We start from the raw sequence: 26197 nt of genomic DNA, 5'->3' as shown, positions 1-26197 counted from the left end.
GAATAGTTTAGCTGCCGCGGAATCAGCCTATGCGCCTCTCCCGACTGCTGGCTTTGGGACTCATCAGCCTGTTACTGCTCTGGTCGCTGGTGATGGCTCGAAGTCAGTTGCTCACACTGCGAGATTCGATTCAGGATCAGATGCAAGCCAATCTGGAAACCTCGGTGACCTCGTTGGGGCTGGTGCTGCAGGGGGCGTTCCTCGGCGGTGATCCTGTGATGGCTGAAACCCTCGTCAATGCGCTATTTGATGGTGGCTATGTCAAATCAATCCGCCTTGTGGATCCCGATGGTAAGGTCGTGTTTGCGCGTGAATTTACCGCCCCCATCAAAGAGGTCCCCAGCTGGTTGCCTGATTACGTGCCGTTTGCGGAACAAACGGTACAGCAGGAGATTACCGACGGCTGGAATATTCTTGGCATGCTCACCATCACAGGCCACAGCAGTTACGGCTACGCCTATTTATGGCAAGCCATCCAGCGCCAGGCTGGTATCCTGTCGTTCGGTATCCTGGTCGCATTGCTGTTACTGTTTGCTTTGCTGCTCTTTGTGCTCCTTCCGCTGCGTGCAGTGATTCAGCGTATCTCCGCCATGGCGGGCAATCACCTTCCGTCACCGGTACCGCCTGCTTTCTGGCATGAAATCCGACAGTTGGATGAGGCCGTGAATCGGTTGATCCAGGAAAAGCGCCGCAATCATGAGCGGCGCAAATTGAAACTGCTGCGCTGGAGACTGGCAGCGGACTCCGAGCTATCGGTGCGCTCGTCGTTGCCGCGCGGTGTGTTCACCTCCACCCAGGGCCAGTTAGTACTTTACCGCCAGGTCAACGATGCGAGCCTGTTCTGTCAGCAAGGTGATATTGAACAGCTATGGGCAGCGTTCAATCGATACTGGCTTGGCACCACAGCGGCCATGGGGCAGGGGCGACGGATACCCCTGGAATTGCTGGTCTCCCCTTACCGTGATGCGTTGTTGGAGTTGTTGCGCAAGGGGCGGCCCGGGATGCTGGAGTGGGTTGGTCGTCCCGTCATCGATCAACCATCGCCCGCCGCGCTGTTCAAGGTGCTTAAACGCTTGGGCTATGAGCATGTGCTGGCGGATTTTGGTTGCAGCCGCCAGGACTATCAATGGCTTGAGTGGATGCGTCCGCGTTGGGTCATCTGTCAATGGAGTGCCGCGCTGCCTGCTCAATACTGGATCCTGCAAAATGTGACCTTGCATGATTTGGGCGTGGGTGTCCTGGTATATGGCTGTCTGGATACAGCCTTGATGCTGGAACTCGAGTTCAATGGTTATTTGGTCGCGGAGCCAGAGTGATGCGAACGCTGCTGTTTTATTGCTTGTTGACGCTGGCGCCCGGTTTAAATGCTCTGCCAACCAATCTGGTGATCGCCAGCGGTGAAATCGGTGGCGTTTATTTCCAGATGGCGGGTGAATTCTGCCGTCTGGTGAATTTGCAATCCCATGCGGTGCAGTGCTCGGTCCTGCCAACCGATGGCTCTCAGGAAAACCTTGCGCTGTTGGCGGACGGTGGCGCCGATATGGCCCTTGTTCAGGGGGATCTGTTGTTAGCGGCTTACCGTGGCGAGGGCGTTTTTGCCGGGCATCCACAAGCGGATCTCCGCGCGCTGATGGCAACCCATGCCGAACCGCTGACATTGGTGGTGCGTAAAAGCTGGCAAGGTGGACTGCCTGCGCTGCGCGGGCGGCCGGTATTCCTCGGCCCGCCGTTATCCGGCAGTCGGGCGTCTGCCAGTCGGTTGCTTGCCTTGCCGGGGTTGCTGCAAGGTGAATGGCGCGAGACGTTCCCGCCCGACCCGCAAAGGGCCCTGTGCCAAGGGCAGGTCGATCTGATTGCGATATTCAGCGGTCACCCCAATCGCTTTATTGTGGACTTGGCCAAGCAATGTCCGATTCGCTTGTTGCCTTTTAACGCCGATATCATCACCGCTTATGTCGCCATGCATCCGGAATATCGAGTGAGTCAGATACCCGGCAGACTCTATCCTGAATTGCTTGCACCGATACCGACAGTGGCGACACCAGCAATATTGGTAGCCCGCAAAACATTGCCCATCGATTTTGTTCGTCAGTTATTAATTGCATTCTGGAATGGACGGCAGCTGTTTAACAAAAATGTATCCGCGTATGCCAATCTATTTCGTTACCCAGCACACATGCTGAAACCGGCGCTATTAATTCCATTGCATCCTGGATCGGAGGTGATGAGAGAGGAAATAGATCGCGCACAAAAAAATAACTAATGCTGGCAAGAAGTGGATAATAAACAGGGGCTTGTGCCCCTGTTTTAAATGTAGTTGTGGTTATTGCAGGCACTGGTAGCTGCCATCAGGGAAATCTTTATACTTGCTATTGCCAAAGTCTATTCCACCGCGGCAGGAAGCATAATTATACTCACCGGTAACATCTATTTCATAATCCTGGCCAGGATCAATATTATTAGAATGGGTGTAGAAACCACCATCTGGCCCATCGCCACAACCCTTGTTCGAGTATTTAAGAGCGCCACACCACAGCACGAAAATACGCTCATCACACGCATTGTGGAATACCACTTTCTCGTTGCCATTCGTGGCGGACAGGCAATCCTTGGCGTCTTGTCCTGGGTTGGCATGGGCAGTAGTGATTGCGCCTAGACTCATGGTCAGGCAGATAAATACAGTTTTCAACATGCTACAGCTTCCTTTCGATATTATTAGCTGACGAAGTTTAACGAAGTCGTATATAAAAGCCAGTATTACTGCCGGCCGCGTGAAGTTATGAATAATTTTGGCCTCCAATGAGGCTTTATTTTTATGTCGCGCTAAAAATGGGATTCGAATAGCTTCTGACCATGCCTGACACGCGTTCTATTTTATTTCAGTCACTGCTAAAAGCAGGGTGCTGTTATTAGGCGTTATAATTTCGCACGCGGCGATTTGAATTGACCATCACCGATGCGGTTGCGCAAATCACTCCACAGCGTCAGCCGGTCTGCATTGCCGAGCAGTTGCCCCTCCTTGCGTTGATTCATGACCCAAAGGTGACGTGCATTGAAACTATATACCGGCAATAAATCGGGACGACGACTGGCGGGATAAATTGCTGCCTTGATGTTGTCGAGGATTAACGGGTCGGACTTCGGTGTCGCATAATATGCGAGCACCATATGAAACTCGTTATAAGTCACCGATTTGACGTAAACCAGTCTGAGTTTTTCCTCGCTGATCCCCAGCTCCATCAAGACATAGTATTTTCCGAGACTGTAGTCCTCGCAGTCGCCGGCATGCGCGCCAATAAACTCCAAGGGTTTGGCCCAGTAATCCGTCATGCCCCACAGTCGGGGGTCACCTTCATAAATCAGCTGATTGAAGTAATTATTCACGCTCTCCAGCTTGCGTCGGTCGTTGTTGCTGCCCTGATTGGCAACCAAGGTGATGAGGTTGTCCAATCGCTTCAGGGCCTGCGGGCCGTAGGTCTGCACCAGGCGGTCTCGGATCTGCTGTTGCTGCAGGTAGTCAATCATAGGTGTGGGCGAGCTGGCGGCGGCCGGTTGGAGCAGGCAGGGCAGCATCAATACCAGGCAGAGGATACGGCGCGTGTTAAGAACAGACATGACTGACTCGACGAAAGGGGCTTTCTTTCTAGTCTAGTCAGTCAATGCCGGTTTGCAGGTGGGTGCTTCAGGTCTCGATGCTTGATAAGTGCGGGATAGCGGTCAAGTCGAGCTGATGCGCCGGGGCAATTCGGCAGCAACATGCCAGGACCTCGTCGCTCCCGACACTGGCCAATGCTGTTTGTACGGGTAACAAGGCGTGACGTTGAGCTGGCGCCATTTTCAGGCGACAGGCCCCGCAGTAGCCGCTGCGGCACTGGTATTCCACCGCATGGCCGGTGCGCAGCAGGGTGGCGAGCAGGGTTTCACCGGGGCGCACGGCAAAGCGCCCCAGCGGGGTGACCAGCCAGCCGGCTGGTTCAGAGGCTGAAGCCGTCGAGGTCATCGGCACTGATCTCGCTGTCTATCTGCCCCACCAGGTAGGAGCTCACCTCCACCTCTTGCGGCGCCACCTGCACATTGTCAGAACTGAGCCAGGCGTTGATCCATGGCAGCGGGTTCTGACGCTCGGCAAACGGGGCGCTGAGGCCGACCGCCTGCATGCGCACATTGGTGATGAATTCGACGTACTGGCACAGGATGTCGCAGTTGAGGCCGATCATCGAACCATCCTTGAACAGGTACTCAGCCCACTCCTTCTCCTGTTCGGCGGCACGCAGGAACAGCTGCTGGCACTCGTCGCGGCATTCGCGGGCGATGTCGACCATCTCGGGATCATCCTTGCCCTGTTGCATCAGATTCAGCATATGCTGGGTGCCGGTCAGGTGCAGCGCCTCATCACGGGCAATCAGCTTGATGATCTTGGCGTTGCCCTCCATCAGCTCCCGTTCGGCAAAGGCAAACGAGCAGGCGAAGCTGACGTAGAAGCGGATGGCTTCCAGCGCGTTAACACTCATCAGGCACAGATACAGCTGACGCTTCAGCGCGCGCAGGGTGACACTGACGCGCTCGCCGTTGAGCAGGTGGTCACCCTCACCAAATTGTTGCCACAGCTGGGTCAGACGGATCAACTCGTCGTAGTAGTGGGCGATGTCCGCAGCCCGGCGCAGGATCTGATCGTTGACCACAATGTCGTCGAACACCTGGGAGGGATCGGCGGCGATGTTGCGGATGATGTGAGTGTAAGAGCGCGAGTGAATCGTCTCGGAGAAGGCCCAGGTCTCGATCCAGGTCTCCAGCTCCGGCAGCGAGACCAGCGGCAGCAGGGCGACGTTTGGGCTGCGGCCCTGAATCGAATCCAGCAGCGTCTGGTACTTGAGATTCGACAGGAAGATGTGCTGTTCGTGGGCCGGCAGCGCCTGGTAGTCGATGCGATCGCGCGATACGTCTACCTCTTCCGGGCGCCAGAAGAAGGAGAGCTGCTTTTCGATCAGGCGCTCGAAGATTTCGTGCTTTTGCTGGTCATAGCGGGCGACGTTCACCGGTTGGCCGAAGAACATCGGTTCCAGCAGGGCGTTGTTAGGGTGTTTGCTAAAAGTGCTGTAAGCCATCGGGTGTTATCCTGTGCCACGCCAAGCAGGACGCCGAAGCGTCCTGTGGTGTTGATTACTGGGTCATGAGCCTTTACGGGCCGTTATCAAATTTTGCAGGCGCCACCGGCGCAGCCATCGTCCTGGGTCAGTTGCGCATCATCGGCACCATCACGGGTGTTGTGATAGTACAGCGTCTTGACGCCCAGCTTATAGGCGGTCAGCAGGTCCTTGAGCAGCTGCTTCATCGGCACCTTACCACCGTCGAAACGCGACGGATCGTAATTGGTGTTGGCCGAGATCGACTGATCGACGAATTTCTGCATCACACCGACCAGCTGCAGGTAGCCCTCGTTCGACGGCTGGTTCCAGAGCAATTCGTATTGCTGCTGCAGCGTATCGTAATCCGGTACCACCTGGCGCAGGATGCCGTCCTTGGAGGCCTTGACGCTGATCAGGCCGCGTGGCGGCTCGATGCCATTGGTGGCATTGGCGATCTGGCTTGAGGTCTCCGACGGCATCAGCGCGGTCAGGGTGCTGTTGCGCAGCCCGTGCTGACGGATCTCGGCACGCAGTCCTTCCCAATCCAGTTGCAGCGGCTCGGCACAAACCTCGTCCAGATCGCGCTTGTAGGTATCGATCGGCAGCTTGCCCTGGGCGTAGGTGGTTTCGGCAAACTTGGGGCAGGGGCCCAGCTCTTTGGCCAACGCCACCGAGGCTTTGAGCAGATAGTACTGGATCGCCTCGAAGGTTCTGTGGGTCAGACCCAGCGCCGAACCATCGGAGTAACGGGCGCCGTGCTTGGCGAGATAGTAGGCGTAGTTGATGACACCAATCCCCAGCGGTCGCCGCCACATGGCGCCATTTTTTCCGGCCGGCACCGGGTAGTCCTGGTAGTCCAGCAGGGCGTCGAGTGCGCGCACTGCCAGATCGGCCAAGGGTTCGAGCTCATCGAGGGAGTTCAGTGCGCCGAGGTTGAAGGCCGACAGGGTACATAGCGCAATCTCGCCATTATCGTCACGCAGATCGTTCAGTGGTTTGGTCGGCAGCGCGATCTCCATGCACAGATTGCTCTGCCGTACCGGGGCCTGTGCCGGATCGAACGGGCTGTGCGTGTTGCAATGGTCGACGTTCTGGATATAGATACGCCCGGTACCGGCACGCTCCTGCATCAGCAGTGAGAACAGGTCGACGGCCTTGATCTGCTTCTTGCGCACTGCCGGGTCGGCTTCGTATTGCAGATACAGGCGCTCAAACTCGGCCTGATCGGCGAAGAACGCATCATACAGGCCCGGCGCAGCGGATGGGCTAAACAGCGTAATGTAGCCGCCCTGAATCAGGCGCTGGTACATCAGCTTGTTGATCTGCACACCATAGTCCATGTGTCGGACACGGTTATCCTCGACTCCGCGGTTGTTCTTCAGCACCAGCAGCGATTCGACCTCAAGATGCCACAACGGATAGAACACGGTGGCGGCACCACCCCGCACACCGCCTTGCGAGCAGCACTTCACGGCGGTCTGGAAATATTTGTAGAACGGAATACAACCGGTGTGGAATGCTTCGCCGCCGCGGATTTCCGAGCCGAGGGCGCGGATACGGCCGGCGTTGATGCCGATGCCGGCGCGCTGCGATACATAACGCACCACGGCTGAGGCCGTGGCATTGATCGAGTCCAGGCTATCGTCACACTCGATCAGCACGCAGGAGCTGAACTGACGCGTCGGGGTGCGCACGCCGGACATGATCGGCGTCGGCAGCGAGATTTTGAAGGTCGAGCAGGCATCATAGAAGCGCTTGACGTAGTCCAGACGACTGGCGCGCGGATAGCGCGAAAACAGACAAGCCGCGACCAGCATATAGAGGAACTGCGGGCTTTCGTAGATCTCGCCGCTGACCCGGTTCTGCACCAGATATTTGCCTTCGAGTTGCTTGACCGCCGCATAGGCGAACAGCATGTCACGCTCGTGGCGCAGGTAGCCATCGAGTTCGTTGAATTCGGCTGCGCTGTAGTCGGCCAGCAGGTGGGCATCATAGCGGCCGTCGGCAACCAGGCGTTGGACATGCTGATACAGCGATGGCGGCGTAAATTCGCCATAGGCCTTCTTGCGCAGGTGGAACATCGCCAGACGGGCGGCCAGATACTGGTAGTCCGGCGCATCGGTACTGATCAGATCGGCCGCGGCGCGGATCAGGGTTTCGTGGATGTCTGCCGTTTTGATACCCGCATAAAATTGCAGGTGGGCACGCAGCTCGACCTGTGAGACCGAAACATTCTGCAAGCCTTCAGCGGCCCAGGTGACTACCCGGTGGATCTTTTCCAGATCCAGAGATTCGGTGCGGCCGTCGCGTTTGGTGACCTGTAGCGTGGTGTTCATACCCGTCCTTGATTCCTTGTTCTGGCGATGGTCTGAGCCATCGTGATTGCGCGCGCCATGGCGCGGACCAACCGGCCGAAGACCCCGACTCCCGAAGGAGTTGTGACAGCAAGAACTGAAGAACGGGGTGGCCAAAACACAACATATAGTGTTTATGTGTATTCGAGGCACAAGATAACGGTCGTTGCCGACTGCATCAAGAGGGTGGCTCGGGGGACGACTTGTGGATAAATCTTTACAGCTCAGTCACCACGGGCGCTGGCAGCGGATTTTAAAAATATATTTTTTTTTCATCTTTAACATCGGGCTCACATTCCCCGGCACAAGCATTGAGCAATCGTTCAAAATTTCAGAGCTGTGACCACCATGCGTGCAGGCTGCTGACGTCGGCAAACTGCAAATCGGCCCCCCAGTGCGCACTGTTCTCGAGCGGGTCAAGGTATCCCCATCCGGCGATGGCCGTCTGCATGCCGGCTGCGCGCCCGGCTTCAATGTCGCGGATATGGTCCCCGACATACAGACAGGCTGTGGGCTCGACGCCCAATTGCGCGCAGGCGTACAACAGCGGCGCCGGGTGCGGTTTGCGCTGCGGCAGTGTATCGGCACTGACGATGACGCCGCAGTGCGGTAATTCATCGACCTGGGCCATCAGCGGTTCAGTCAGAAACGCCGGTTTGTTGGTGACAATTCCCCAGGGAATGGCGGCCTGGTTCAGGCTGGCGATGAACTCCACCATGCCTGGGTAAGGGCGGGTACCTTCGTACAGGTGGGCGGCATAGTAGTCCAGCAATGCCTGACGCAGCTCCGGGGTATCCATCTGTGCCAGCTGTTCCTCGCCGAAGCCGGCCTTGAGCAGACCGAGGGCGCCATCGGAGGCGATGCGGCGGATCACCGCGTCTGGCAGGCGTGGCATGGCATGCGTATCGAGCACATGGTTGACGGCGGCGCCCAGATCCGGCGCCGTGTCCAGCAAGGTGCCATCCAGATCGAATAAAACGGCAGCAAAATGGGGCATGGCTCAGGCCTCTGGACGCTGACAGTGCAGCATGTAATTGACACCCACATCGGCTGACAGTCGGAAAGTGCCGCTCAGCGGGTTATAGACCACCCCTTTCATCTGGCACAGTCGCAAACCGGCGCATTCGGCATAGCGGCTCAGCTCGGCAGGCTGAATGAACTTGTCATGCTGGTGGGTGCCTTTGGGCACCATCTGTAGCAGATATTCAGCCCCGGCGATCATCAAGAGCCAGGATTTGGCGGTGCGGTTGATGGTTGAAAAAAACAGCTGGCCACCGGGGCGCACCAACCGGGCGCAGGCGGCGACCACAGAGGCCGGATCCGGTACATGCTCCAGCATTTCCATACAGGTGACGACATCGAAGTGTCCCGGCAGTTCCTCGGCCAGCGCCTCGACTGTCAGTTGCCGGTAGGTCAGTTCGACACCGCTCTCCAGCGCGTGCAGCCGAGCGACCTGCAGTGGCTCTTTGCCCATGTCGAGGCCGGTGACGCTGGCGCCGCGCACAGCCATCGATTCGGCCAGAATGCCGCCACCACAGCCGACATCCAGCACACGTTTGTTCGCCAAGCCTTGGCTCAGGGTGTCAATCCACTGCAGACGCAGCGGATTCAATTGATGCAAAGGCTTGAATTCGCCCTGCGGATCCCACCAGCGACTGGCAAGGGCTTCGAACTTGGCTATTTCCTGATGGTCGACATTCATCTGCTGGTGATCCTGTTAATGGTTGCTGCTGCGACTCGGCATTATAACCAAGCGTTCAGGCTGTGACAGCCACCCGCTCTGGAGGCTGGGGAATTGGCCATTTGCGTGCTAGAATGCCGCCCTTATGCTTTCAAGTCGATTGAAGTAGGGATCTAGGGTTATATGAGTGAGCTGGCCAGAGAGATCACGCCAATCAACATCGAAGAAGAGTTGAAGAGCTCCTACCTCGATTACGCCATGAGTGTAATCGTCGGTCGGGCCCTTCCGGATGTGCGTGATGGTTTGAAGCCTGTACACCGTCGAGTCCTGTTCGCGATGAACGAACTGGGCAACGACTGGAACAAGCCTTATAAAAAATCGGCCCGTGTGGTCGGCGACGTTATCGGTAAATATCACCCCCATGGTGACAGTGCTGTCTATGACACCATAGTGCGGATGGCGCAGAACTTCTCGATGCGCTACATGCTGGTCGACGGCCAGGGTAACTTTGGTTCGGTCGACGGCGACTCCGCTGCGGCAATGCGTTATACCGAAATCCGCATGAACAAGATCGCCCATGAACTGCTGGCCGATCTGGACAAGGAAACGGTTGACTGGGTACCGAACTACGATGGTACCGAACAGATTCCGGCAGTCATGCCGACCAAGATACCGAACCTGCTGGTCAATGGATCTTCTGGTATTGCTGTCGGTATGGCGACCAATATTCCGCCGCACAACCTCACCGAGGTGGTCGATGCCTGTCTGGGGCTGATCGACAACAGTGCCCTGACGGTGGATGAGTTGATGCAATATGTGCCGGGTCCGGATTTCCCTACCGGCGGCATCATCAACGGCCGCTCTGGCATCATCGATGCCTATCGCACCGGTCGCGGCAAGATTTATGTGCGTGCCAGAACGCACATCGAGACCGACGACAAGAACGGTAAAGAGAGCATCATTGTCACCGAGTTACCCTACACGGTGAACAAGGCGCGTCTGATTGAAAAGATTGCCGAGCTGGTCAAGGACAAAAAGGTTGAAGGCATCACGGCGCTGCGTGACGAATCCGACAAGGACGGCATGCGCGTGGTCATCGAGCTGCGCCGTGGCGAAGTCTCCGAGGTGGTGCTGAATAACCTGTATGCCCATACCCAGATGCAGAACGTGTTCGGTATGAACATGGTTGCCCTGGTGAATGGCCAGCCGAAGACGCTGAATCTCAAGGAGATTCTGGCGGCCTTTATCGATCACCGCCGTGAAGTGGTGACTCGTCGTACCGTATTCGAACTGCGCAAGGCGCGCGATCGTGCGCATATCTTGGAAGGTCTGGCGATTGCGCTGGCCAATATTGACCCCATCATCGAGCTGATTCGTCACTCGCCGAGTCCGGCGGAAGCCAAGGCGGCGTTGATCGCCAAGCCATGGGATCTGGGCAATGTGGCGGCGATGCTGGAGCGTGCTGGCGATAATGCGGCGCGACCGGAGTGGTTGGAGCCAGAGTACGGCATTCGTGAAGGTCAGTACTTCCTGACCGAACAACAGGCGCAAGCGATCCTGGATCTGCGTCTGCAAAAGCTGACTGGGCTTGAGCACGAAAAGATCCTGGAAGAGTATCAGGATCTGCTGAACCAGATCGCCGAGCTGCTGCGTATCCTCAATAGCCCGGCTCGCCTGATGGAGGTCATCCGCGAGGAGCTGGAGTACGTCAAGGCGCAATTCGGTGATAACCGTCGTACTGAAATCCAGGCGGCGAGCATCGAAATCAACATGGAAGATTTGATCACGCCAGAAGATGTCGTGGTCACGCTCTCCCATGAGGGCTACGTCAAGTACCAGCCGCTGTCGGATTATGAGGCTCAGCGCCGTGGTGGCCGCGGTAAGTCTGCCACGCGGATGAAAGAAGAAGATTTCATCGAGCGTCTGCTGGTGGCTAATACTCACGACACCATTCTGTGCTTCTCGACCCGCGGTAAGGTTTACTGGCTGAAGGTCTACAACCTGCCGGAAGCGTCGCGTACCGCGCGTGGCCGCCCGATCGTCAACTTGCTGCCACTGGAAGAGGGTGAACGCATCACCGCCATTCTGCCGGTCAAGTCTTACGACGATGACAAGTTTGTGTTCTTTGCCACCGCCAATGGTACCGTCAAGAAGACGGAGCTGTCGGCCTTCTCCCGTCCGTTGAGCTCCGGCATCCGCGCTATCACGCTGCGGGAAGGGGACGAGCTGATCGCCGTCGACATCACCGATGGCAGCAACGAGATCATGCTGTTCTCCGATGCTGGCAAGGTGGTGCGATTTGCCGAAGGCCCGGGGCGTGGCGCGGAGATCTGTGACGCCGAGGGCGAAGACGACGAGGTTGACGAGTCTGAGAGCGAGGCTAGCGAGTCGAGTGAGGGCAACACCTCTGGCAAGGGCGTCCGACCTATGGGGCGGACTGCGGCCGGGGTGCGCGGCATCAAGCTGGCGGCCGGCGACAAGGTGGTCTCGCTGATCATCCCTCGCGGTGAAGGCGCGGTACTGACGGCGACGGCCAACGGTTACGGGAAGCGCACCGCGCTGGAAGAGTATCCGACCAAGAGTCGCGGTACCCAGGGCGTCATCTCGATCAAGGTTGACGAGCGTAATGGTAAGGTGGTCGGTGCCATCCAGGTCGATGACAAGGATGAGATCATGCTGATTACCAATGCCGGCACCCTGGTACGGACGCGCGTTGTTGAAGTCAGCGTCATCGGTCGGAATACCGGTGGGGTGCGTCTGATTCGTACCATGGAAGGCGAAGAGGTCGTCAGCCTGGAGCGGATTGCCGAGCCGGAAGTGGATGAGAGTGCTCTGGAGGTCGAAGCGGCTTCTGGGGAGCAAACTCAGGAAGACAATCAGGAGTAATGCTTCTGATACAGGCGGCCCTCGGGCCGCCTTTTGTTTTCTTGCCGGCCGACTCCGGGAAGGCGTGGTCAGCAAGATAAAAACCTTTGCGCCGGATCACGGTTCGGTGTAAAAGCTGGAAGTTCCAAGGAAGCCAACGGAAGAGAAGATGAGCAAGGTTTATAACTTTTGTGCAGGTCCGGCCATGCTGCCGGAAGAGGTCATGGCGCAAGCCCAGCGTGAATTCATCGACTTTGATGGTCTGGGTGTCTCCGTCATGGAGTTGTCCCACCGTGGCAAGGAGTACATGGCGGTTGCCGCCGAGGCGGAGAAGGATCTGCGCGAACTGATGCAGGTTCCGGATAACTACAAAGTCCTGTTCATGCACGGTGGTGGTCGCGGCCAGTTTGCGGCCGTTCCCCAGAATTTACTTGGTGGCGCCAACAAGAAGGCCGATTACCTGCTGTCAGGGGTATGGTCCAAGGCGGCGCTGACCGAAGGCGTGAAGTTTGGTGACATGCAGGGCGTCGACGGCGTGATCAAGCTGGATAACGGTGGTTTTAAACTGGTCGACAAGCCGCAATTCCGCTCTGATGCCGCCTATGTACACTTCTGTCCGAATGAGACCATCGAAGGCATCGAGATGTTTGATCTGCCGGACACGGGGTCGATTCCCTTGGTCGCAGACATGTCCTCAACCATTCTGTCCCGTCCGGTTGATGTTAGCCGTTACGGGATCATCTATGCCGGCGCCCAGAAGAACATTGGCCCGTCCGGCCTGGCAGTCGTGCTGGTGCGCGAGGATCTGTTGGGACAGGCGCGGTCCGACACACCGGCGATCTTCGATTACAAGGTGACGGCGGATAACGACTCCATGTTCAATACGCCGCCGACCTACTCCTGGTATCTGGCTGGTCTGGTCTTCAAGTGGTTGAAGCGTCAAGGCGGTCTGGAGGCCATTGAGGCGAAGAATATCGAGAAGGCGCAGTTCCTGTATGACTACATCGATGCCAGTGACTTCTACAGCAACCATGTCGACCTGGCTTGTCGCTCACGGATGAATGTGCCGTTCCAGCTCAAGGATGCGGCCCTGGATGCCGATTTCCTGACGCAGTCCAAGGCAGCGAATCTGATGGCCCTGAAAGGTCACCGTATTGTGGGTGGTATGCGTGCCAGCCTGTACAACGCCATGCCGCTGGAAGGGGTCAAAGCGCTGGTGGCCTTTATGGAGCGTTTTGCCAAGCAACACAGTTGATGCCCGTAAGCCCTGGCTAGCGATCAGCACAACAGGGGCGTTAAGCCCCTGTTTGTTTCCTGGCTGCATCCCGCTCTATCCTATCGATCCATCCTCCATCCTCCATCCTCCATCCTCCATCCTCCATCCTCCATCCTCCATCCTCCATCCTCCATCCTCCATCCCTCCCTCTGCTCAGGGGGACATGCATATGGCCATAGCGCTTGGTATCTGTTAGCGGCAAGGACTCATTCAGACTGAAAAGCCATTGTTTTTCCTGTCAAATCACTAAATTGAGTTCGAAATCTAACCGTTTCGCACCGGATCTGGTATCACAGTAGGCAGATGACCTGACGGATCCTGTCATGAACACGACGACGAATTTAAGTGTTGACTGGTTTTATCTCTCTTCAGATCGACAGTTTGTCCTGTTGGCGGTGGAGCCTGTGGACCAACCGGTGGATGCCCGTCAGCTGGGAGCCCTGTTTGCTCAATCCCCTTTTAACAAATATCAAACCAGTGACAAGGCGCTGAAGGATGCCGCCGAGGCTCTGAACAAGATTTCTGCGGCACAACCGGGTGAGACCAATAGCCACTCGGTATTGATCATCGCACGGCGGCTGGATGGCCAAGTCGAGATCAAGTTGGCGAAGGACGAAATGAGTGCAACTGCACAGCTCTACAGCCCCTTTGCCGGAAATCCGGTCAGCGAGGGTATGCTGCGGGCCGGATTGGAAAAAGCCGGTGTCACCCACGGCCTTCTTGACGCGGCCATTCGCGATCTGGTTCAGAAGTCGGCCATCGGTGAACCTGGATGCCTGACTGCGGGCATAGTGGCGGCAGGTGAACTTCCCCAGGATGGGGCGGATAGCCGGTTTGTCCGCCTGGTTCCGACCCTGAGTGAACGAGTGCTCAAACCCCAGGTCACAGATGAAGCGCATGATGTGGTCGATTTGCGAGACCTCGGCGCTATGGCCACGGTTGCTGTGGATGATGTCTTGATGCGCCGTTATCCGCCAGAACCAGGTATTACCGGTTTTACGGTCACAGGCACACCGCTTCCGGCCAAAGATGGTTGCGAGTTGCCGCTGATCGCGGGTGACGGTGTGCGCATCAGTCCTGACGATAACAATGTGCTGCTGGCAATGCGTGAGGGGTTGCCGCTGGAAATTGAACAGGGCATGGCCGTTGACGAAGTGCTGACCATTCAGGACGTGACGGCGAAATTTGGTCACATTGAGTTTTCCGGCAGCATCCTGATCAAGGGTAACGTCTGTGATGGCATGCGCGTCAAGGCGGGGGGCTGTATCTCGGTCGGCGGGGTCGTGGATTCGGCACACATCGAGGCCGGCAGTGACCTGGTGGTCGACAAGGGCATCATAGGGCATCCCGTGGCCAAATCTGCACAGTACTCCTGCAGTGTGCGCGCGGGGGGGAAGGTCATCGCCAAATTTGCGCAGTATGCCAATATCGTGGCGGAAGGGGATATTGTCATCAGCAGCCAACTGCTGCATTCCCATGTGACCAGCGCCGCGCGGGTGGTTGTCAGTGACGAGGGGCGGCGCAAGGGCACCCTGCTCGGTGGGCAAGTGTGCGCCGGTGAGCAGATTCTGGCGGTGGTGATTGGCGGTCCGGCGGACAATTCGACTCAGCTGACCATCATCGGTGATTTCAGCGAGCTCCTCGAACGTCGAAAATGGTTGCGTGGCGAAATCGAACACAATATTGAGGTATTACATCAGCTCGATGATGCCAACAGCAAGGTGGCGCAGCTGCCAAGCAGCGAGAAGCGGAATCAACTGGCCAGCAAGATTTCGGCTACCAGAGGGCATCTCTGCCGGCAGTTGAAAAGCGAAGAAGAGGAGCTGGATGCAGTCAATGCTGCACGCGATGCCGCGCTGGCGCGGGCACGGGTCTATTGTTGTCGTCATCTGCACCCTGGTGTGAGCATCGAGATGGCGGGGATGCGCCTGGTCACTCAGGAGGAACACCAGCAATGCCAGGTTTGCCATCAGGATGGTGAATTGGTCGTCGAGCCTTTGCTGGATATTCCCTGAGTCGGTGATGACTTTTCCAAACGGATAATCTGAATGGCTTGCCCTGTCCTGGCATGGCTGTTACTGTCCCTCCACTGCTAGTTGTCCATGAGTTGTAAGAGAACAGGAAGTTATGAAAACCCTGACACTGGAACCCATTGCTCGTGTGGAAGGCACGGTCAACCTGCCGGGCTCAAAGAGCGTATCCAATCGTGCACTGTTGTTAGCGGCGCTATCCAAAGGCACCACTCGCCTCACCAATCTGCTGGATAGCGACGATATCCGCCACATGCTGGCATCGTTAAAACTGCTGGGGGTGCATTACCAGCTCTCGGCGGACAAGACCGAGTGTGTCGTGCATGGACTTGGACGCCCATTCTCAACCCGTGAGCCGTTACAGCTGTTTCTGGGCAACGCCGGCACGGCAATGCGTCCGTTGTGTGCCGCACTGTGTCTGAGCAATGGTGAGTTTACCCTGACGGGGGAGCCGCGCATGGAAGAGCGGCCTATCGGTCACCTGGTCGAGGCATTGCGTGAAGCCGGGGCGGAAATCCATTACCTGAAGAACGATGGTTATCCACCGCTGACGATCAACGGCAAAGGGTTATGGGGGGGGGAGGTTCACATCGATGGTTCCGTCTCCAGCCAGTTCCTGACTGCCTTCCTGATGGCTGCGCCGCTGGCGGCAGGCGATACTCGCATCAAGATCAAAGGCGAGCTGGTGTCCAAGCCGTATATCGACATTACGCTGCACATCATGCAGCAGTTTGGCGTCGTGGTGGAGCACGATAACTATCAGGTGTTCTACATTCGTGGCAACCAGCAGTACGTCTCGCCGGGCGATTTTTTGGTGGAGGGCGATGCCTCGTCCGCATCCTACTTCCTGGCTGCCGGAGCCATCAAGGGGCGGGTCAAGGTGACTGGCATCGGCAAACAGAGCATCCAGGGAGATATTCGTTTTGCCGAGGTGCTGGAAAAGATGGGCGCACGCATTACTTGGGGTGATGACTATATTCAGGCCGAGCAAGGTGAGCTGCATGGCGTCGATATGGACATGAACCATATTCCGGATGCGGCGATGACGATTGCGACCACAGCGTTATTTGCGCAGGGGAAAACCGCGATCCGCAATATTTATAACTGGCGCGTCAAGGAAACGGATCGCCTGCACGCTATGGCGGCCGAGTTGCGCAAGTTGGGTGCCGACGTGGTCGAGGGTGAGGACTTCATCGAAGTTACGCCGGTTCCACATCTCAAGCATGCGGCCATCGATACGTATAACGACCACCGGATTGCGATGTGCTTCTCTCTGGTGGCCTTGAGCGATACCCCGGTGACGATTAATGATCCAGGTTGCACCTCAAAGACATTCCCCGATTATTTTGAAAAGCTGGCCAGTGTTAGCCGGTTTGAGTAACGGATGTGGGTAAAGATGGAGCCGCAAGGCTCCTTTTTTTATGCTCGCGAAGTGGGATGGGGACTCACTGCCGTGAAGGGGGAATGACTCGAGGATAGCCTTTGGGGACATATCTTTCCCAAATTCGGGCCAAGCTGCCATCTTGCTCCAGTTGATTAAGCCACTTTTCCAGCTGGGTACGGTGCAGATGCGGATGCGAGGCCCGTAATAGCGCCCCCAGCGCGTAACGCGTGTCATACGACGGGGCGAGAGTAATCTGGCGCTGCAGTTCAGGTTGCTGGGACAGGCGTGTCATCAAGTAAGAGTATGTAATCAACGCTATCTTCCCGCGCTTGCGTAATAAGGCCTGCAGGCTGCTTTCATTATCCTTGACCAGCAGAATGTCATAATGCTGGCGCAGATAGTCTGGGTCGTTCTGATAATTGGCAAAGCCGTAATGAAAGCCCTGTACTGCGATGAGGGAGTATTTATCCGGATGCTGAAACAGGGCGGTTGTATCCTCTGCTGATTGGAGCGTGATCATGATGTCACCATCACTGAAGGGCAGAGGAATGAATTCCAGATCTCGGCCTTCCCATCCCCAACGTGGATTCTCAAACAGGATCAAATCGAAGCGGTGCAAGTCAAACCCCTGCAGCCTACGCGTGCTGCTAATCGGGGTGAAGCTGAGTTCAAATTCGTCTTGTATCTGGTTCAATGCCTGAATCAGAGCCAGCGTGACGCCGTCATAAGCGGGGCCATGTCGATAAACGAAAGGCGCAAAAGGATAACCCCCGACTCGGATGATCTCTTTGGCATAAGCCGGCGACCCACTGAGGCAGATCACGAGCAGGCAGAGTAAAAGGCTGTTACGCATGCGCCCTCCTTTTTGCCCAAGTGTAGCCGTTACACGCTGCGGCTGCTGCGAACCCGAATAGGCGAGAGTCAGCAAGTAGGATAAACTGAACGTTTGCTGCAAATGACAGGAGGTGATGTGTTTCTTTTCCAGTGCAGGAGCAAAACGGGAGCTGAGGCGCTGATCCGAGTCTCGTCGGTCGATTGGGCGCTGTCTGGCGATGTCACCTTCAGTTGTAATGATGATGAGCTGGCGTGTTGCCTGCTAACGCGTTGTCGCAGTGACAGCAGTGGCCATTTTAACTTGCTGGCCGGATGCAAACCGTCACAGGTAGAGCAGTGGCTGGAGTACCTGCAGGAGCGAGGCGATGTGTGTGAGCTGTCGCTACGTATTTTAACACCCGGCGATGCCAATTATCCCGCTGTGGCCGGATTGGATAGCGAAGAGACGCAGTCTTTGCTCGATCTGTTTTACCGCATTGGCAAGTTCAATCGTTTGCAGATAACGCGCTATATGAAACAGCGCGGCAATGCCGCGCTGTTATCGACCCGTTATGGCAAAGAAGAGCTCGAGCGTTACCGCCTGTTGAACGACGTCATCCGGATACTGTCCCGATTGCGTCGTTCATCCGAGGTTAAATGATTTCCAGATTCGGTGCCGATAGGGCTGGAATAGGGGCCGGCCTGGCCACCAGATAACCTTGAATAGCGTCAACATACAGTGTTTCCAGCAGCTGTTTCTGGCCGACGTTTTCCACCCCTTCGGCGACGACAATACAACCCAGCCGGTGGGATACCTCGACAATCATGCGAATGAACTGTTGACTGGTATGGTCGCGCTCCAGGCTATCGATCAAGCTGGCATCCAGCTTGATGTAATCCGGTTTGAGCTCTCGATACAGCCGGAATGATCCCAACCCTTTGCCAAACTTGGAGATGCTGGAGCGACTGCCGGTCCGGCGCAACATTTCAAACAGGCGCACGCTGGCAGCCAGATTGCAGTCGAGCAGATCTTCATCCAGTTCAAACACCAGATTGGATGCGACATTCGGCTCCTTGAGAAGCTGCCGTTCCAGCCAGATCAGGAACCCATTATTCATCAGCGCGTTGGCCGACAGATTGACCCCCCAGCGTTGATCAACAGCTCGCGATGTGTATTGGGCAATGATCATCTCGATGATTTGCTGTTCAAGTTGCACCAGCAAATCATGACGTTGCGCCATGGCGAGTATGGTCTCTGTCGGCATTAGTTGATTGTTGTCGCCGACGAAGCGAGCCAGGATTTCGTTATAAGTACGAATCGAGATGTTCATGCTTTGCATCGGTTGTTGCATCAGCATGATTGCCTTGCTCTCGATGACCTGGTTGATGACCTGTTTCCAGTGGCGTTCGCCTTGCAGGTAGTCTTCGGCATCCTTTTCTTGCAGGAACCAGCCATTGATGGCACCGGTTTGTGATTTAGCCAGTGCCAAGTCACTACGTCCCAATATCTGTTCAGCCAACTGACCACTGCGGAACAGTGTCATGCCGGTATAGGCAGTACCATCCAGAGCCTGCTCATTCTGATACTGATCAAACAGCTGTTTGAGTTCCTGCCCAAGTTGTTCGGACAGATTGGCGTTGCTGATTTTCTGCAGGATGGCAAAGTCACTGCCAGCCAACCGATAGACATCGGTATTGGCCAGCCGCTTGCAAGCCCGCACCAGCAGCGCGGCGATGTCTTGCAGATAGCGATCGCCGGAGACAAATCCGCGTTGCTTGTTGATGTTGCTAAGCTCCGTGGCCCGGATCACCGCCAGCAACGCCATGTTTTGCTGGCTGTCATCCTGCAGCCTTGCGGTGAGGTCCCGCTGAAAACTGGTTCGGTTGAGCAGGCCCGTCAACGGATCTTGGCTGGCTCGCAGCTCCAGTTCCCGCGCGCGGTTTTGGCTCTCCTCCAGTTGTGTCCGGACTAGATGTTCCCGCTCTTGCAGCGCATGACTAATTTCAGGGAGAGGGGCGGCCGAGTGGTCCTGAGTCAGGATTTCAACTTTTAACTGAGCTTCCATCTGGCGCTGCTGCTGACGTTGCAGGTAAAACAGTGCCCAGACGGATAACAGCAGGGTCGCCAGTGTTGTCAGCGCCAGCCCGAGCAGCTCAGGAAGCAGCACGTTGTTATCAAGGCGGAAACTCGCCTGTTGCCCTGGGGTCTGCAACGCGACGCGTCCCTGCAGTGCAGGATAAAGCCACAGCAGCATATCCGATGCTTGCGGCGCGCTCGCATCCTGGTTGCTGTCGATGACGGTTAGCTTTTGCAGATGTAACTGCCTGGACAGTTCGTCCAGATTGGCACCGGGAGCTGAAGATGAGGGTAACGCTTGCTTGAGGCTGGCCCCGACCATCTGATTCATCTCTTCGAGGCGATTGCTCTGCAGAACATGAATAACGGCACCATTTAGCAGCAATAGCCCCAATGTGGCGCCGATGGCATAGCGCAATAATGGGTTGGCGTGTTTGTGCATCCGATTCACCTCAATTCATACGAAACATTGACTTTGTATAAAGATACGACCATACGGGGTGAACGATAGCCGGCTGAACAACCCTAATGCAGCGGACATCGATATTATTTTCTACGTTTTACAGTGCTATGACGCAATTATGGTGCCAAAAGAATCGAACGTATAGGCGGGAGCGTAATATGCGTATAAAAGACGTGATGTAGCACCGGGAGAAACGGCACCTTGTCGCTGAATCTATATGCTTAAAACGGGTCAGTGAAAGAACTGAGTGATGACGAAGCAGAAGAGTGTAAGCATTGAGCCAGAAGTGGCTCCCTCGACTGGACTTGAACCAGTGACATACGGATTAACAGTCCGCCGTTCTACCGACTGAACTACGAGGGAACAGAAAGTGGCTCCTCCTGCTGGACTTGAACCAGCGACATACGGATTAACAGTCCGCCGTTCTACCGACTGAACTAAGGAGGAACAGAAGTGGCTCCCTCGACTGGACTTGAACCAGTGACATACGGATTAACAGTCCGCCGTTCTACCGACTGAACTACGAGGGAACAGTGTCTCTTCAAGACGCCGCGCATGTTACTGATTGCCCCCATGCCTGTCAACCGCCGAACGCAGCCTTTTCCTCAAAAACGGCGTGTTCGCATAAAAGCTGAACAGCAGTGCTTTATTCTTGCTCAACAGTGGCTTAGCTGCGGATTGATCTTGAACACAGCCCAGGGATCCTCGGCATCGGGCGCGCACCATGACAGGATCCGGTATTTGTTATGCATGCCGGGCCGGCGCTTCACGCCACCTTTTGGCCACTAGAATTTATACACAGTCGCCGCAAGGCGCATGGCATCGGGCTTGGCGAAAGTTATCCACGGTTTCTGTGGATAAGCATGTGAGTTAATTCTAGAAATGTCTCGCCAAGCCGCATCGGACAAGGCTTTGCCATTCTTCGCTGTAAAAATATTGCAAAAAATAAATATATAAAAATCAAGGCGTTGCGATGATGGCACATCTGCGCCACTCGGCGCATGAGCGTAGGATAAATCCAGGACGAGCGGAAAGCGTCGTTGTGCATTGTTTTGGCACAATTTGCGCGATTTTGGTGGATAAGTGGGGTACAGAATGCGTGAAATGGCTCCCTCGACTGGACTCGAACCAGTGACATACGGATTAACAGTCCGCCGTTCTACCGACTGAACTACGAGGGAATCTCATGAAGAGGTCGACAATAGTAATGAGCCAGCCGAAGAGGGTCAAGCCGAAGTTGCGTGATGCAGATCAAGTGCTCATGAATCATACGATCCTGCGGATCGAGCGCACTGTCGCTGTCCGTTGCTGCGTTGGGCAGGCTACACTGGGCGCCGGATCAGTTGTGGGAAGCGATAGTGTCTGAGGATGTGTTACATGCCCCTATTCGGCGTCATCTTGTGATGACGACCTTGACCATGATGGTGGGCATGATGGCGATGATGGGTTTTGGTCTGCTGGATACCTGGTTCATATCGCTGCTGGGGACGACCCCGTTGGCCGCGATCAGCTTTACGTTTCCCGTTACTTTTTCACTGATCAGTCTGATGATTGGCATGGGGGTAGGTACCAGTGCCATCCTGGGGCGCCTGATTGGCAGTGGACAGCTGGCGGCTGCCCGTCGCATGGCGGTGGTGGCGCTGGTGGTCGCCTCGTCAATCATGTTGCTGGCGGCCTTGGTCGGTCTGCTGTTGGCCCCGCACCTGTTCCGCTGGATGGGGGCCGATAGCGCCACTTTGCCGCTGATACTGCACTTTATGCAAATCTGGTTTTTCGGTTGCAGCTTGCTGGCCATCTCCATGGTTGGCAATGCCATATTCCGGGCTTTTGGAAATATCCGGATCCCTAGTCTGGTCATGGTGGTGGCCAGCCTGGTCAATCTGCTGCTGGATCCGGTACTGATATTCGGTTGGGGGCCTGTTCCGGCGTTGGGCCTCACGGGAGCGGCGCTGGCCAGCGTGGCATCCTGGCTGACCGGCAGTGGCATGATGCTATGGATGCTGACCTGCCGTTATCGCCTGCTGGATAGCTCGGGGTGGCAAGCCCATCTCGCCGCTGATGTCCGGCAATTGCTGCAAATAGCCTTGCCAGCCGCACTGACCAATATGTTGACGCCACTGGCCACCGTATTGATGACGACGCTGGTCGCCGGGTTTGGGCGCGAAGCCGTGGCGGCATATGGGGTGGGAGGGCGCATCGAGTCGATAGCCTGTCTGTTTATCCTGACCATGTCCATGGTGTTACCGCCATTTATCAGTCAAAACCAGGGGGCAGGGCGGCTGGATCGGGTACATCTTGGCTATAAGGAAGCGATTCGCCTGGTGTGTCTGGTGCAATTGGCGATTGCCTGCGTGCTGTTTGTGCTTGCTCCGCTGTTAGCTAGCTGGTTCAGTCAGGAAGCCTCGGTACAGTCGGTGATTAGCCAGTACTTGCGGGTTTTACCATTGGCATATGCGGCACAAGGGGTGATCATCTTGACCAACTCTTCATTTAACGCGATGCATCAGCCTAAACGGGCCCTGGGGCTGAGCCTGATGCGCTTTTTTGTATTCTATGTGCCGTTATCCTGGTTGCTGGCGCAATGGTGGCAATTAAGCGGTGTATTTTTTGGGGGCGTGCTGGCCAATCTGTTGTGTGCCACGTTGGCATACCTGTGGTTCAATGACAGCGTCAATAACATGGAGCCTGATGAGCTATGAGCAAAGCTTTTGAACTGGTCAGCCAGTTCGCCCCGGCCGGGGACCAGCCGCAAGCGATTGCCAATCTGATCGATGGCATCGAGTCCGGCTTGGCCCATCAGACGTTACTGGGGGTTACCGGCTCAGGTAAGACGTTTACCATGGCTAACGTGATCGCCAAGATGAATCGCCCGACCATGATTCTGGCGCATAACAAGACGTTGGCGGCGCAGCTGTATGGCGAGATGCGGGAGTTTTTCCCGCATAATGCGGTCGAGTATTTTGTCTCCTATTACGACTATTACCAGCCTGAAGCCTATGTGCCGTCAACGGACACCTTCATCGAGAAGGATTCGGCGATCAACGACCATATAGAACAGATGCGGCTCTCGGCAACCAAGGCGCTGATGGAGCGCCGGGATGTGGTGATTGTGGCTTCGGTTTCGGCGATTTACGGCTTGGGTGATCCTCAGTCCTATCTGAAGATGATGCTGCATTTACGCCAGGGCGACATCATTAACCAGCGCGATATTTTGCGTCGGTTAGCGGAATTACAATATGCGCGCAATGATGCGGCCTTTGCGCGCGCGACCTTCCGGGTACGGGGCGAGGTCATCGATATCTTTCCGGCGGAATCGGACAAGCTGGCACTGCGTGTTGAGCTATTTGATGAAGAGGTTGAGCGCTTGTCGTTGTTTGACCCGCTGACCGGCGCGGTAGAAAAGCAGGTGCCGCGCTTTACGATTTTCCCGAAAAGTCACTATGTCACGCCACGTGAAACCATCCTCAATGCCATCGAGGAGATCAAAGTGGAGTTGACAGGCAGGCGAGCACAACTGCTGGCGGCGAACAAGCTGCTTGAAGAGCAACGCCTGACTCAGCGCACCCAGTTTGATATCGAGATGATGCAGGAGTTGGGCTACTGCTCTGGCATTGAAAACTACTCACGGTATTTGTCCGGACGGGCACCGGGCGAGCCGCCGCCGACCTTGTTTGATTACTTGCCCGCCGATGGGTTACTGATCATCGACGAGTCTCATGTCACTGTGTCGCAGATTGGTGCCATGTATAAGGGTGACCGTTCACGTAAGGAAACGCTGGTGGAGTACGGTTTCCGCTTGCCATCGGCACTGGATAATCGTCCGCTGAAATTTGATGAGTTTGAAGCCCTGCAACCGCAGACCATTTTTGTCTCGGCGACACCGGCGAACTATGAGCTGGATAAGTCTCAGGGGCAGGTTGTTGAGCAGGTCGTCCGGCCCACCGGCTTGCTGGATCCGCTCATCGAAGTGCGTCCTGTCGGCACCCAGGTCGATGATGTGCTATCCGAGATCCGGATGCGTGCCGCCAGTGATGAGCGGGTACTGATTACGACGCTGACCAAACGCATGGCCGAGGATCTGACCGAGTATCTGGATGAGCACGGTGTCCGTGTACGTTATCTGCATTCGGATGTCGATACCGTTGAACGGGTCGAGATCATCCGCGATCTGCGACTGGGTAAATTCGATGTGCTCGTCGGGATCAACTTGCTGCGTGAAGGGCTGGATATGCCAGAGGTGTCACTGGTTGCGATCCTGGATGCCGACAAGGAAGGTTTCCTGCGTTCCACCCGTTCGCTAATTCAGACGATTGGACGTGCGGCGCGCAATCTCAACGGTAAGGCTATCCTGTACGCCGATCGCATAACCGACTCAATGCGTGCAGCGATTGATGAGACTGAACGGCGTCGGGCCAAACAGCATGCGTTCAACGAGCAGCACGGCATAGTACCGCAGGGATTGCGCAAGAAGATCGTCGATGTGATGCAGGTGACAGGCTCGGCTCCCCGCGATGAGCAACAGCGCCGTAAAGTGGCGGAACAACAGGCGTTCTATCATCCTGAGCCGCCCGAGGATCTGGCCAAACGCATCAAACAACTGGAGGGGCAGATGTTCGAGCATGCCCGTAATCTGGAATTTGAACAGGCGGCCGCATTGCGCGATCAAATCCAACTGCTGCACGAACAGCTGATTCAGGAGGCGTGAAGGCTGCAGGGGCCTCAGGTGCCCCTGGTGTCAGGCGGATGCCGCGCTATCCGGTGGCGGCAGAAACAGTGCATCACCCTGCTGGTCGATGGCGATCTTGGCTTTGTCGATCATCAGTTGGGCGGCCTGCTGCGGGTCAGTGAACAGATCGGCGCGAATGAACTGATGCTGCCGCTCGGTATCGCCAATACGTTTGCTGATGCGGCCGGCAAGGCGATATTGCCCACCTTCTTGCATCGGCGTTGCGTCGATGCGATACCCCTGGTAATCGACGCTCAGCAACACGGTGTGGGTGGCTGTGGTGGCTTGGCCGTGATCTGGCTTGGAAAACAGATTGGATAACCAGCTCAACATGGTGTTACTCCTCTGGCGTGAATGTGGCTTGATGCTGCCACAGACAGTCGGTGCGATCAAAATGATGTATGACCTGATTATGGCTGCCGCGCCAGATCAGCCCCGGATCGGCTTGTTCCTGTTCGAATCGCCCATCCACCAACACATCCAGATAGTCGACGACAGCGCGCTGCTCCTGCGTCAACTCATCAAGGCGATAGCCGGTCCAGCACCAGATGTCCTTGCCAGGGCAGTGTGCTCGCACCGCCTGTACCAGCTGCAATACCGTCGACAGGTTGGCCGGATGCAACGGGTCACCACCGCTGAGGCTGAGCCCCCGGCGTGGTATGCGTTCATCATTCAGATCGTTAAGGATGCGTGTCAGGAGGGCATCATCAAACAGATGACCGCTATCCAGCCGCCAGGTGCTCTGGTTGTAGCAGCCCTTGCACTGGTGGACGCAGCCGGAGACAAACAGGGTGCAACGGGTACCGGGACCATTGACGACATCTATCGGAAAATACTGGTGATAATGCATCGGAACCTCAACTGAAAAAGCGATATCCACATCGGATGACTAAGCGGTCGCTCACAAGATGAATAGCCTCAAATGGAGTTAATACTGCACCTTTGTTAGTCTGATCTCGCGGAATGAACAGGCTCATGTGCAGACCTTTGCTATCGGCATGAGTTAATTATCAAAATAAGGAGATCATGTTGAACACTATCGTTGATTCACAAATGCAGTATTGCCGGGCATGCGGTAAGCAAATTCACCAGACTGCGGCGGCATGTCCAGGATGTGGCGCCGAGCAGTCATCGAGCAATGTCTCGGAGAAAAAAATATTGCCCGCTTTCTTGCTCTGTTTCTTCCTCGGCATGTTCGGCGCTCATCGTTTCTATGTTGGTAAAATCGGGACCGGGATACTGCAAATCCTCACCCTGGGTGGACTGGGCATTTGGTCACTGATTGACTTCATCATGATCATCATCGGTTCATTCAGTGACAAGAATGGCAAAAAACTGATCCAGTGGACCTGAGTTAATCACCAGGTGATGTAGACAAGGGCGCCGCAGGCGCCCTGTTTTC

General features: G+C 56.0%; 21 protein-coding genes and 4 tRNA genes. 10 read left to right on the top strand and 15 right to left on the bottom strand.

Translation table 11 applies throughout. The features are described 5' to 3' along the window. Positions 1 to 29 precede the first annotated feature (29 nt). Both ACFOSS_RS14700 and ACFOSS_RS14695 read left to right on the top strand, forming a co-directional pair. Entirely contained in the window at positions 30 to 1316 is a 1287-nt protein-coding gene (locus ACFOSS_RS14700; protein ID WP_377153870.1) for a LapD/MoxY N-terminal periplasmic domain-containing protein, read from the top strand. After that, positions 1316 to 2263, top strand: a complete 948-nt coding sequence (locus ACFOSS_RS14695) for a TAXI family TRAP transporter solute-binding subunit (RefSeq protein ID WP_377153958.1) — start codon at positions 1316 to 1318, stop codon at positions 2261 to 2263. Before ACFOSS_RS14700 ends, ACFOSS_RS14695 begins: the two co-directional genes overlap by 1 nt. 60 nt (positions 2264 to 2323) lie before the next feature. On the opposite strand, the gene ACFOSS_RS14690 is transcribed toward ACFOSS_RS14695, so the two are convergent. The 7 genes from ACFOSS_RS14690 to ubiG all read right to left on the bottom strand — a co-directional run bounded on the left by ACFOSS_RS14690 (position 2324) and on the right by ubiG (position 9182). Beyond that, on the bottom strand, positions 2324 to 2692 hold the full coding sequence (locus ACFOSS_RS14690; RefSeq protein ID WP_377153868.1) for a hypothetical protein: 369 nt from the start codon (positions 2690 to 2692) through the stop codon (positions 2324 to 2326). A 224-nt stretch (positions 2693 to 2916) separates the two neighbouring features. Beyond that, a complete protein-coding gene (locus ACFOSS_RS14685; protein ID WP_377153865.1) occupies positions 2917 to 3615 on the bottom strand; it encodes a transglutaminase-like cysteine peptidase in 699 nt (232 codons plus the stop codon). Positions 3616 to 3682: 67 nt separating this feature from the next. Next, complete coding sequence (locus ACFOSS_RS14680) at positions 3683 to 4000, bottom strand: 2Fe-2S iron-sulfur cluster-binding protein (RefSeq protein ID WP_377153862.1); 318 nt, start codon at positions 3998 to 4000, stop codon at positions 3683 to 3685. After that, complete coding sequence (nrdB, locus tag ACFOSS_RS14675; protein ID WP_377153860.1) at positions 3975 to 5105, bottom strand: class Ia ribonucleoside-diphosphate reductase subunit beta; 1131 nt, start codon at positions 5103 to 5105, stop codon at positions 3975 to 3977. The genes ACFOSS_RS14680 and nrdB overlap by 26 nt, the downstream gene beginning before the upstream one ends. An 86-nt stretch (positions 5106 to 5191) precedes the next feature. Next, positions 5192 to 7462: a class 1a ribonucleoside-diphosphate reductase subunit alpha gene (nrdA, locus tag ACFOSS_RS14670; protein WP_377153855.1), complete on the bottom strand. Its 2271-nt coding sequence runs from the start codon at positions 7460 to 7462 to the stop codon at positions 5192 to 5194. Between the two features lie 349 nt (positions 7463 to 7811). Further along, positions 7812 to 8477, bottom strand: coding sequence for an HAD family hydrolase (locus ACFOSS_RS14665; RefSeq protein WP_377153853.1), 666 nt, complete (start codon positions 8475 to 8477; stop codon positions 7812 to 7814). A gap of 3 nt (positions 8478 to 8480) precedes the next feature. After that, complete coding sequence (ubiG, locus tag ACFOSS_RS14660) at positions 8481 to 9182, bottom strand: bifunctional 2-polyprenyl-6-hydroxyphenol methylase/3-demethylubiquinol 3-O-methyltransferase UbiG (protein ID WP_377153849.1); 702 nt, start codon at positions 9180 to 9182, stop codon at positions 8481 to 8483. 162 nt (positions 9183 to 9344) lie between these two features. Here ubiG and gyrA point away from each other — a divergent pair, with 162 nt between their 5' ends. The 4 genes from gyrA (at position 9345) to aroA (ending at position 16713) form a co-directional block, all read left to right on the top strand. Then, positions 9345 to 12047 (top strand): DNA topoisomerase (ATP-hydrolyzing) subunit A, encoded by a 2703-nt coding sequence (gyrA, locus tag ACFOSS_RS14655; protein ID WP_377153846.1) that lies wholly within the window; start codon positions 9345 to 9347, stop codon positions 12045 to 12047. Between the two features lie 148 nt (positions 12048 to 12195). Continuing rightward, complete coding sequence (serC, locus tag ACFOSS_RS14650; RefSeq protein ID WP_377153843.1) at positions 12196 to 13281, top strand: 3-phosphoserine/phosphohydroxythreonine transaminase; 1086 nt, start codon at positions 12196 to 12198, stop codon at positions 13279 to 13281. Positions 13282 to 13625: 344 nt separating this feature from the next. Next, a complete protein-coding gene (locus ACFOSS_RS14645) occupies positions 13626 to 15317 on the top strand; it encodes a DUF342 domain-containing protein (protein WP_377153840.1) in 1692 nt (563 codons plus the stop codon). 112 nt (positions 15318 to 15429) lie between these two features. Beyond that, positions 15430 to 16713 (top strand): 3-phosphoshikimate 1-carboxyvinyltransferase, encoded by a 1284-nt coding sequence (aroA, locus tag ACFOSS_RS14640; RefSeq protein WP_377153837.1) that lies wholly within the window; start codon positions 15430 to 15432, stop codon positions 16711 to 16713. A gap of 64 nt (positions 16714 to 16777) precedes the next feature. On the opposite strand, the gene ACFOSS_RS14635 is transcribed toward aroA, so the two are convergent. Next, positions 16778 to 17569 carry a substrate-binding periplasmic protein gene (locus tag ACFOSS_RS14635; protein ID WP_377153834.1) on the bottom strand — a complete coding sequence of 264 codons (792 nt, stop codon included), beginning with the start codon at positions 17567 to 17569 and terminating at the stop codon, positions 16778 to 16780. Positions 17570 to 17686: 117 nt separating this feature from the next. Here ACFOSS_RS14635 and ACFOSS_RS14630 point away from each other — a divergent pair, with 117 nt between their 5' ends. After that, positions 17687 to 18190, top strand: a complete 504-nt coding sequence (locus ACFOSS_RS14630; RefSeq protein ID WP_377153832.1) for a hypothetical protein — start codon at positions 17687 to 17689, stop codon at positions 18188 to 18190. Here the strand turns inward: ACFOSS_RS14630 and ACFOSS_RS14625 are convergent. The 5 genes from ACFOSS_RS14625 to ACFOSS_RS14605 form a co-directional block, all read right to left on the bottom strand. Next, positions 18183 to 20048 (bottom strand): EAL domain-containing protein, encoded by a 1866-nt coding sequence (locus ACFOSS_RS14625; protein WP_377153829.1) that lies wholly within the window; start codon positions 20046 to 20048, stop codon positions 18183 to 18185. The genes ACFOSS_RS14630 and ACFOSS_RS14625 overlap by 8 nt on opposite strands. Positions 20049 to 20356: 308 nt before the next feature. Then, positions 20357 to 20432, bottom strand: a tRNA-Asn gene (locus tag ACFOSS_RS14620). Positions 20433 to 20440: 8 nt separating this feature from the next. Then, positions 20441 to 20516: transfer RNA gene (locus ACFOSS_RS14615), tRNA-Asn, on the bottom strand. Between the two features lie 7 nt (positions 20517 to 20523). Then, positions 20524 to 20599: transfer RNA gene (locus tag ACFOSS_RS14610), tRNA-Asn, on the bottom strand. Positions 20600 to 21174: 575 nt separating this feature from the next. Beyond that, a tRNA-Asn gene (locus tag ACFOSS_RS14605) sits at positions 21175 to 21250 on the bottom strand. 177 nt (positions 21251 to 21427) lie between these two features. On the opposite strand from ACFOSS_RS14605, the gene ACFOSS_RS14600 reads away from it, so the two are divergent. Beyond that, positions 21428 to 22768, top strand: a complete 1341-nt coding sequence (locus ACFOSS_RS14600) for an MATE family efflux transporter (RefSeq protein ID WP_377153827.1) — start codon at positions 21428 to 21430, stop codon at positions 22766 to 22768. Further along, positions 22765 to 24774 (top strand): excinuclease ABC subunit UvrB, encoded by a 2010-nt coding sequence (uvrB, locus tag ACFOSS_RS14595; protein ID WP_377153825.1) that lies wholly within the window; start codon positions 22765 to 22767, stop codon positions 24772 to 24774. Before ACFOSS_RS14600 ends, uvrB begins: the two co-directional genes overlap by 4 nt. 30 nt (positions 24775 to 24804) lie before the next feature. Here uvrB and ACFOSS_RS14590 read toward each other — a convergent pair whose 3' ends face one another. Together ACFOSS_RS14590 and nrdG are read right to left on the bottom strand one after the other, a co-directional pair. Then, positions 24805 to 25128, bottom strand: coding sequence for an HlyU family transcriptional regulator (locus tag ACFOSS_RS14590; protein WP_377153823.1), 324 nt, complete (start codon positions 25126 to 25128; stop codon positions 24805 to 24807). 4 nt (positions 25129 to 25132) lie between these two features. Continuing rightward, positions 25133 to 25645: an anaerobic ribonucleoside-triphosphate reductase-activating protein gene (gene nrdG / locus ACFOSS_RS14585; RefSeq protein WP_377153821.1), complete on the bottom strand. Its 513-nt coding sequence runs from the start codon at positions 25643 to 25645 to the stop codon at positions 25133 to 25135. Positions 25646 to 25824: 179 nt separating this feature from the next. Between nrdG and ACFOSS_RS14580 the strand changes: the two genes are divergently transcribed. Further along, positions 25825 to 26148 (top strand): NINE protein, encoded by a 324-nt coding sequence (locus ACFOSS_RS14580; protein ID WP_377153819.1) that lies wholly within the window; start codon positions 25825 to 25827, stop codon positions 26146 to 26148. Positions 26149 to 26197: the final 49 nt, after the last annotated feature.

Source organism: Pseudaeromonas sharmana (assembly GCF_042649925.1).
Taxonomy (GTDB): Bacteria; Pseudomonadota; Gammaproteobacteria; order Enterobacterales; family Aeromonadaceae; genus Pseudaeromonas; species Pseudaeromonas sharmana.
This window is presented reverse-complemented; position numbering and strand designations above follow the sequence as displayed.

Excerpts from the sequence above, each read along its gene's own strand:
- ACFOSS_RS14700 (WP_377153870.1), top strand. The coding sequence starts at position 30 with ATGCGCCTCTCCCGACTGCTGGCTTTGGGACTCATCAGCCTGTTACTG.
- ACFOSS_RS14695 (WP_377153958.1), top strand. The coding sequence starts at position 1,316 with ATGCGAACGCTGCTGTTTTATTGCTTGTTGACGCTGGCGCCCGGTTTA.
- ACFOSS_RS14690 (WP_377153868.1), bottom strand. The coding sequence starts at position 2,692 with ATGTTGAAAACTGTATTTATCTGCCTGACCATGAGTCTAGGCGCAATC.
- ACFOSS_RS14685 (WP_377153865.1), bottom strand. The coding sequence starts at position 3,615 with ATGTCTGTTCTTAACACGCGCCGTATCCTCTGCCTGGTATTGATGCTG.
- ACFOSS_RS14680 (WP_377153862.1), bottom strand. The coding sequence starts at position 4,000 with ATGACCTCGACGGCTTCAGCCTCTGAACCAGCCGGCTGGCTGGTCACC.
- nrdB (WP_377153860.1), bottom strand. The coding sequence starts at position 5,105 with ATGGCTTACAGCACTTTTAGCAAACACCCTAACAACGCCCTGCTGGAA.
- nrdA (WP_377153855.1), bottom strand. The coding sequence starts at position 7,462 with ATGAACACCACGCTACAGGTCACCAAACGCGACGGCCGCACCGAATCT.
- ACFOSS_RS14665 (WP_377153853.1), bottom strand. The coding sequence starts at position 8,477 with ATGCCCCATTTTGCTGCCGTTTTATTCGATCTGGATGGCACCTTGCTG.
- ubiG (WP_377153849.1), bottom strand. The coding sequence starts at position 9,182 with ATGAATGTCGACCATCAGGAAATAGCCAAGTTCGAAGCCCTTGCCAGT.
- gyrA (WP_377153846.1), top strand. The coding sequence starts at position 9,345 with ATGAGTGAGCTGGCCAGAGAGATCACGCCAATCAACATCGAAGAAGAG.
- serC (WP_377153843.1), top strand. The coding sequence starts at position 12,196 with ATGAGCAAGGTTTATAACTTTTGTGCAGGTCCGGCCATGCTGCCGGAA.
- ACFOSS_RS14645 (WP_377153840.1), top strand. The coding sequence starts at position 13,626 with ATGAACACGACGACGAATTTAAGTGTTGACTGGTTTTATCTCTCTTCA.
- aroA (WP_377153837.1), top strand. The coding sequence starts at position 15,430 with ATGAAAACCCTGACACTGGAACCCATTGCTCGTGTGGAAGGCACGGTC.
- ACFOSS_RS14635 (WP_377153834.1), bottom strand. The coding sequence starts at position 17,569 with ATGCGTAACAGCCTTTTACTCTGCCTGCTCGTGATCTGCCTCAGTGGG.
- ACFOSS_RS14625 (WP_377153829.1), bottom strand. The coding sequence starts at position 20,048 with ATGCACAAACACGCCAACCCATTATTGCGCTATGCCATCGGCGCCACA.
- uvrB (WP_377153825.1), top strand. The coding sequence starts at position 22,765 with ATGAGCAAAGCTTTTGAACTGGTCAGCCAGTTCGCCCCGGCCGGGGAC.
- ACFOSS_RS14590 (WP_377153823.1), bottom strand. The coding sequence starts at position 25,128 with ATGTTGAGCTGGTTATCCAATCTGTTTTCCAAGCCAGATCACGGCCAA.
- nrdG (WP_377153821.1), bottom strand. The coding sequence starts at position 25,645 with ATGCATTATCACCAGTATTTTCCGATAGATGTCGTCAATGGTCCCGGT.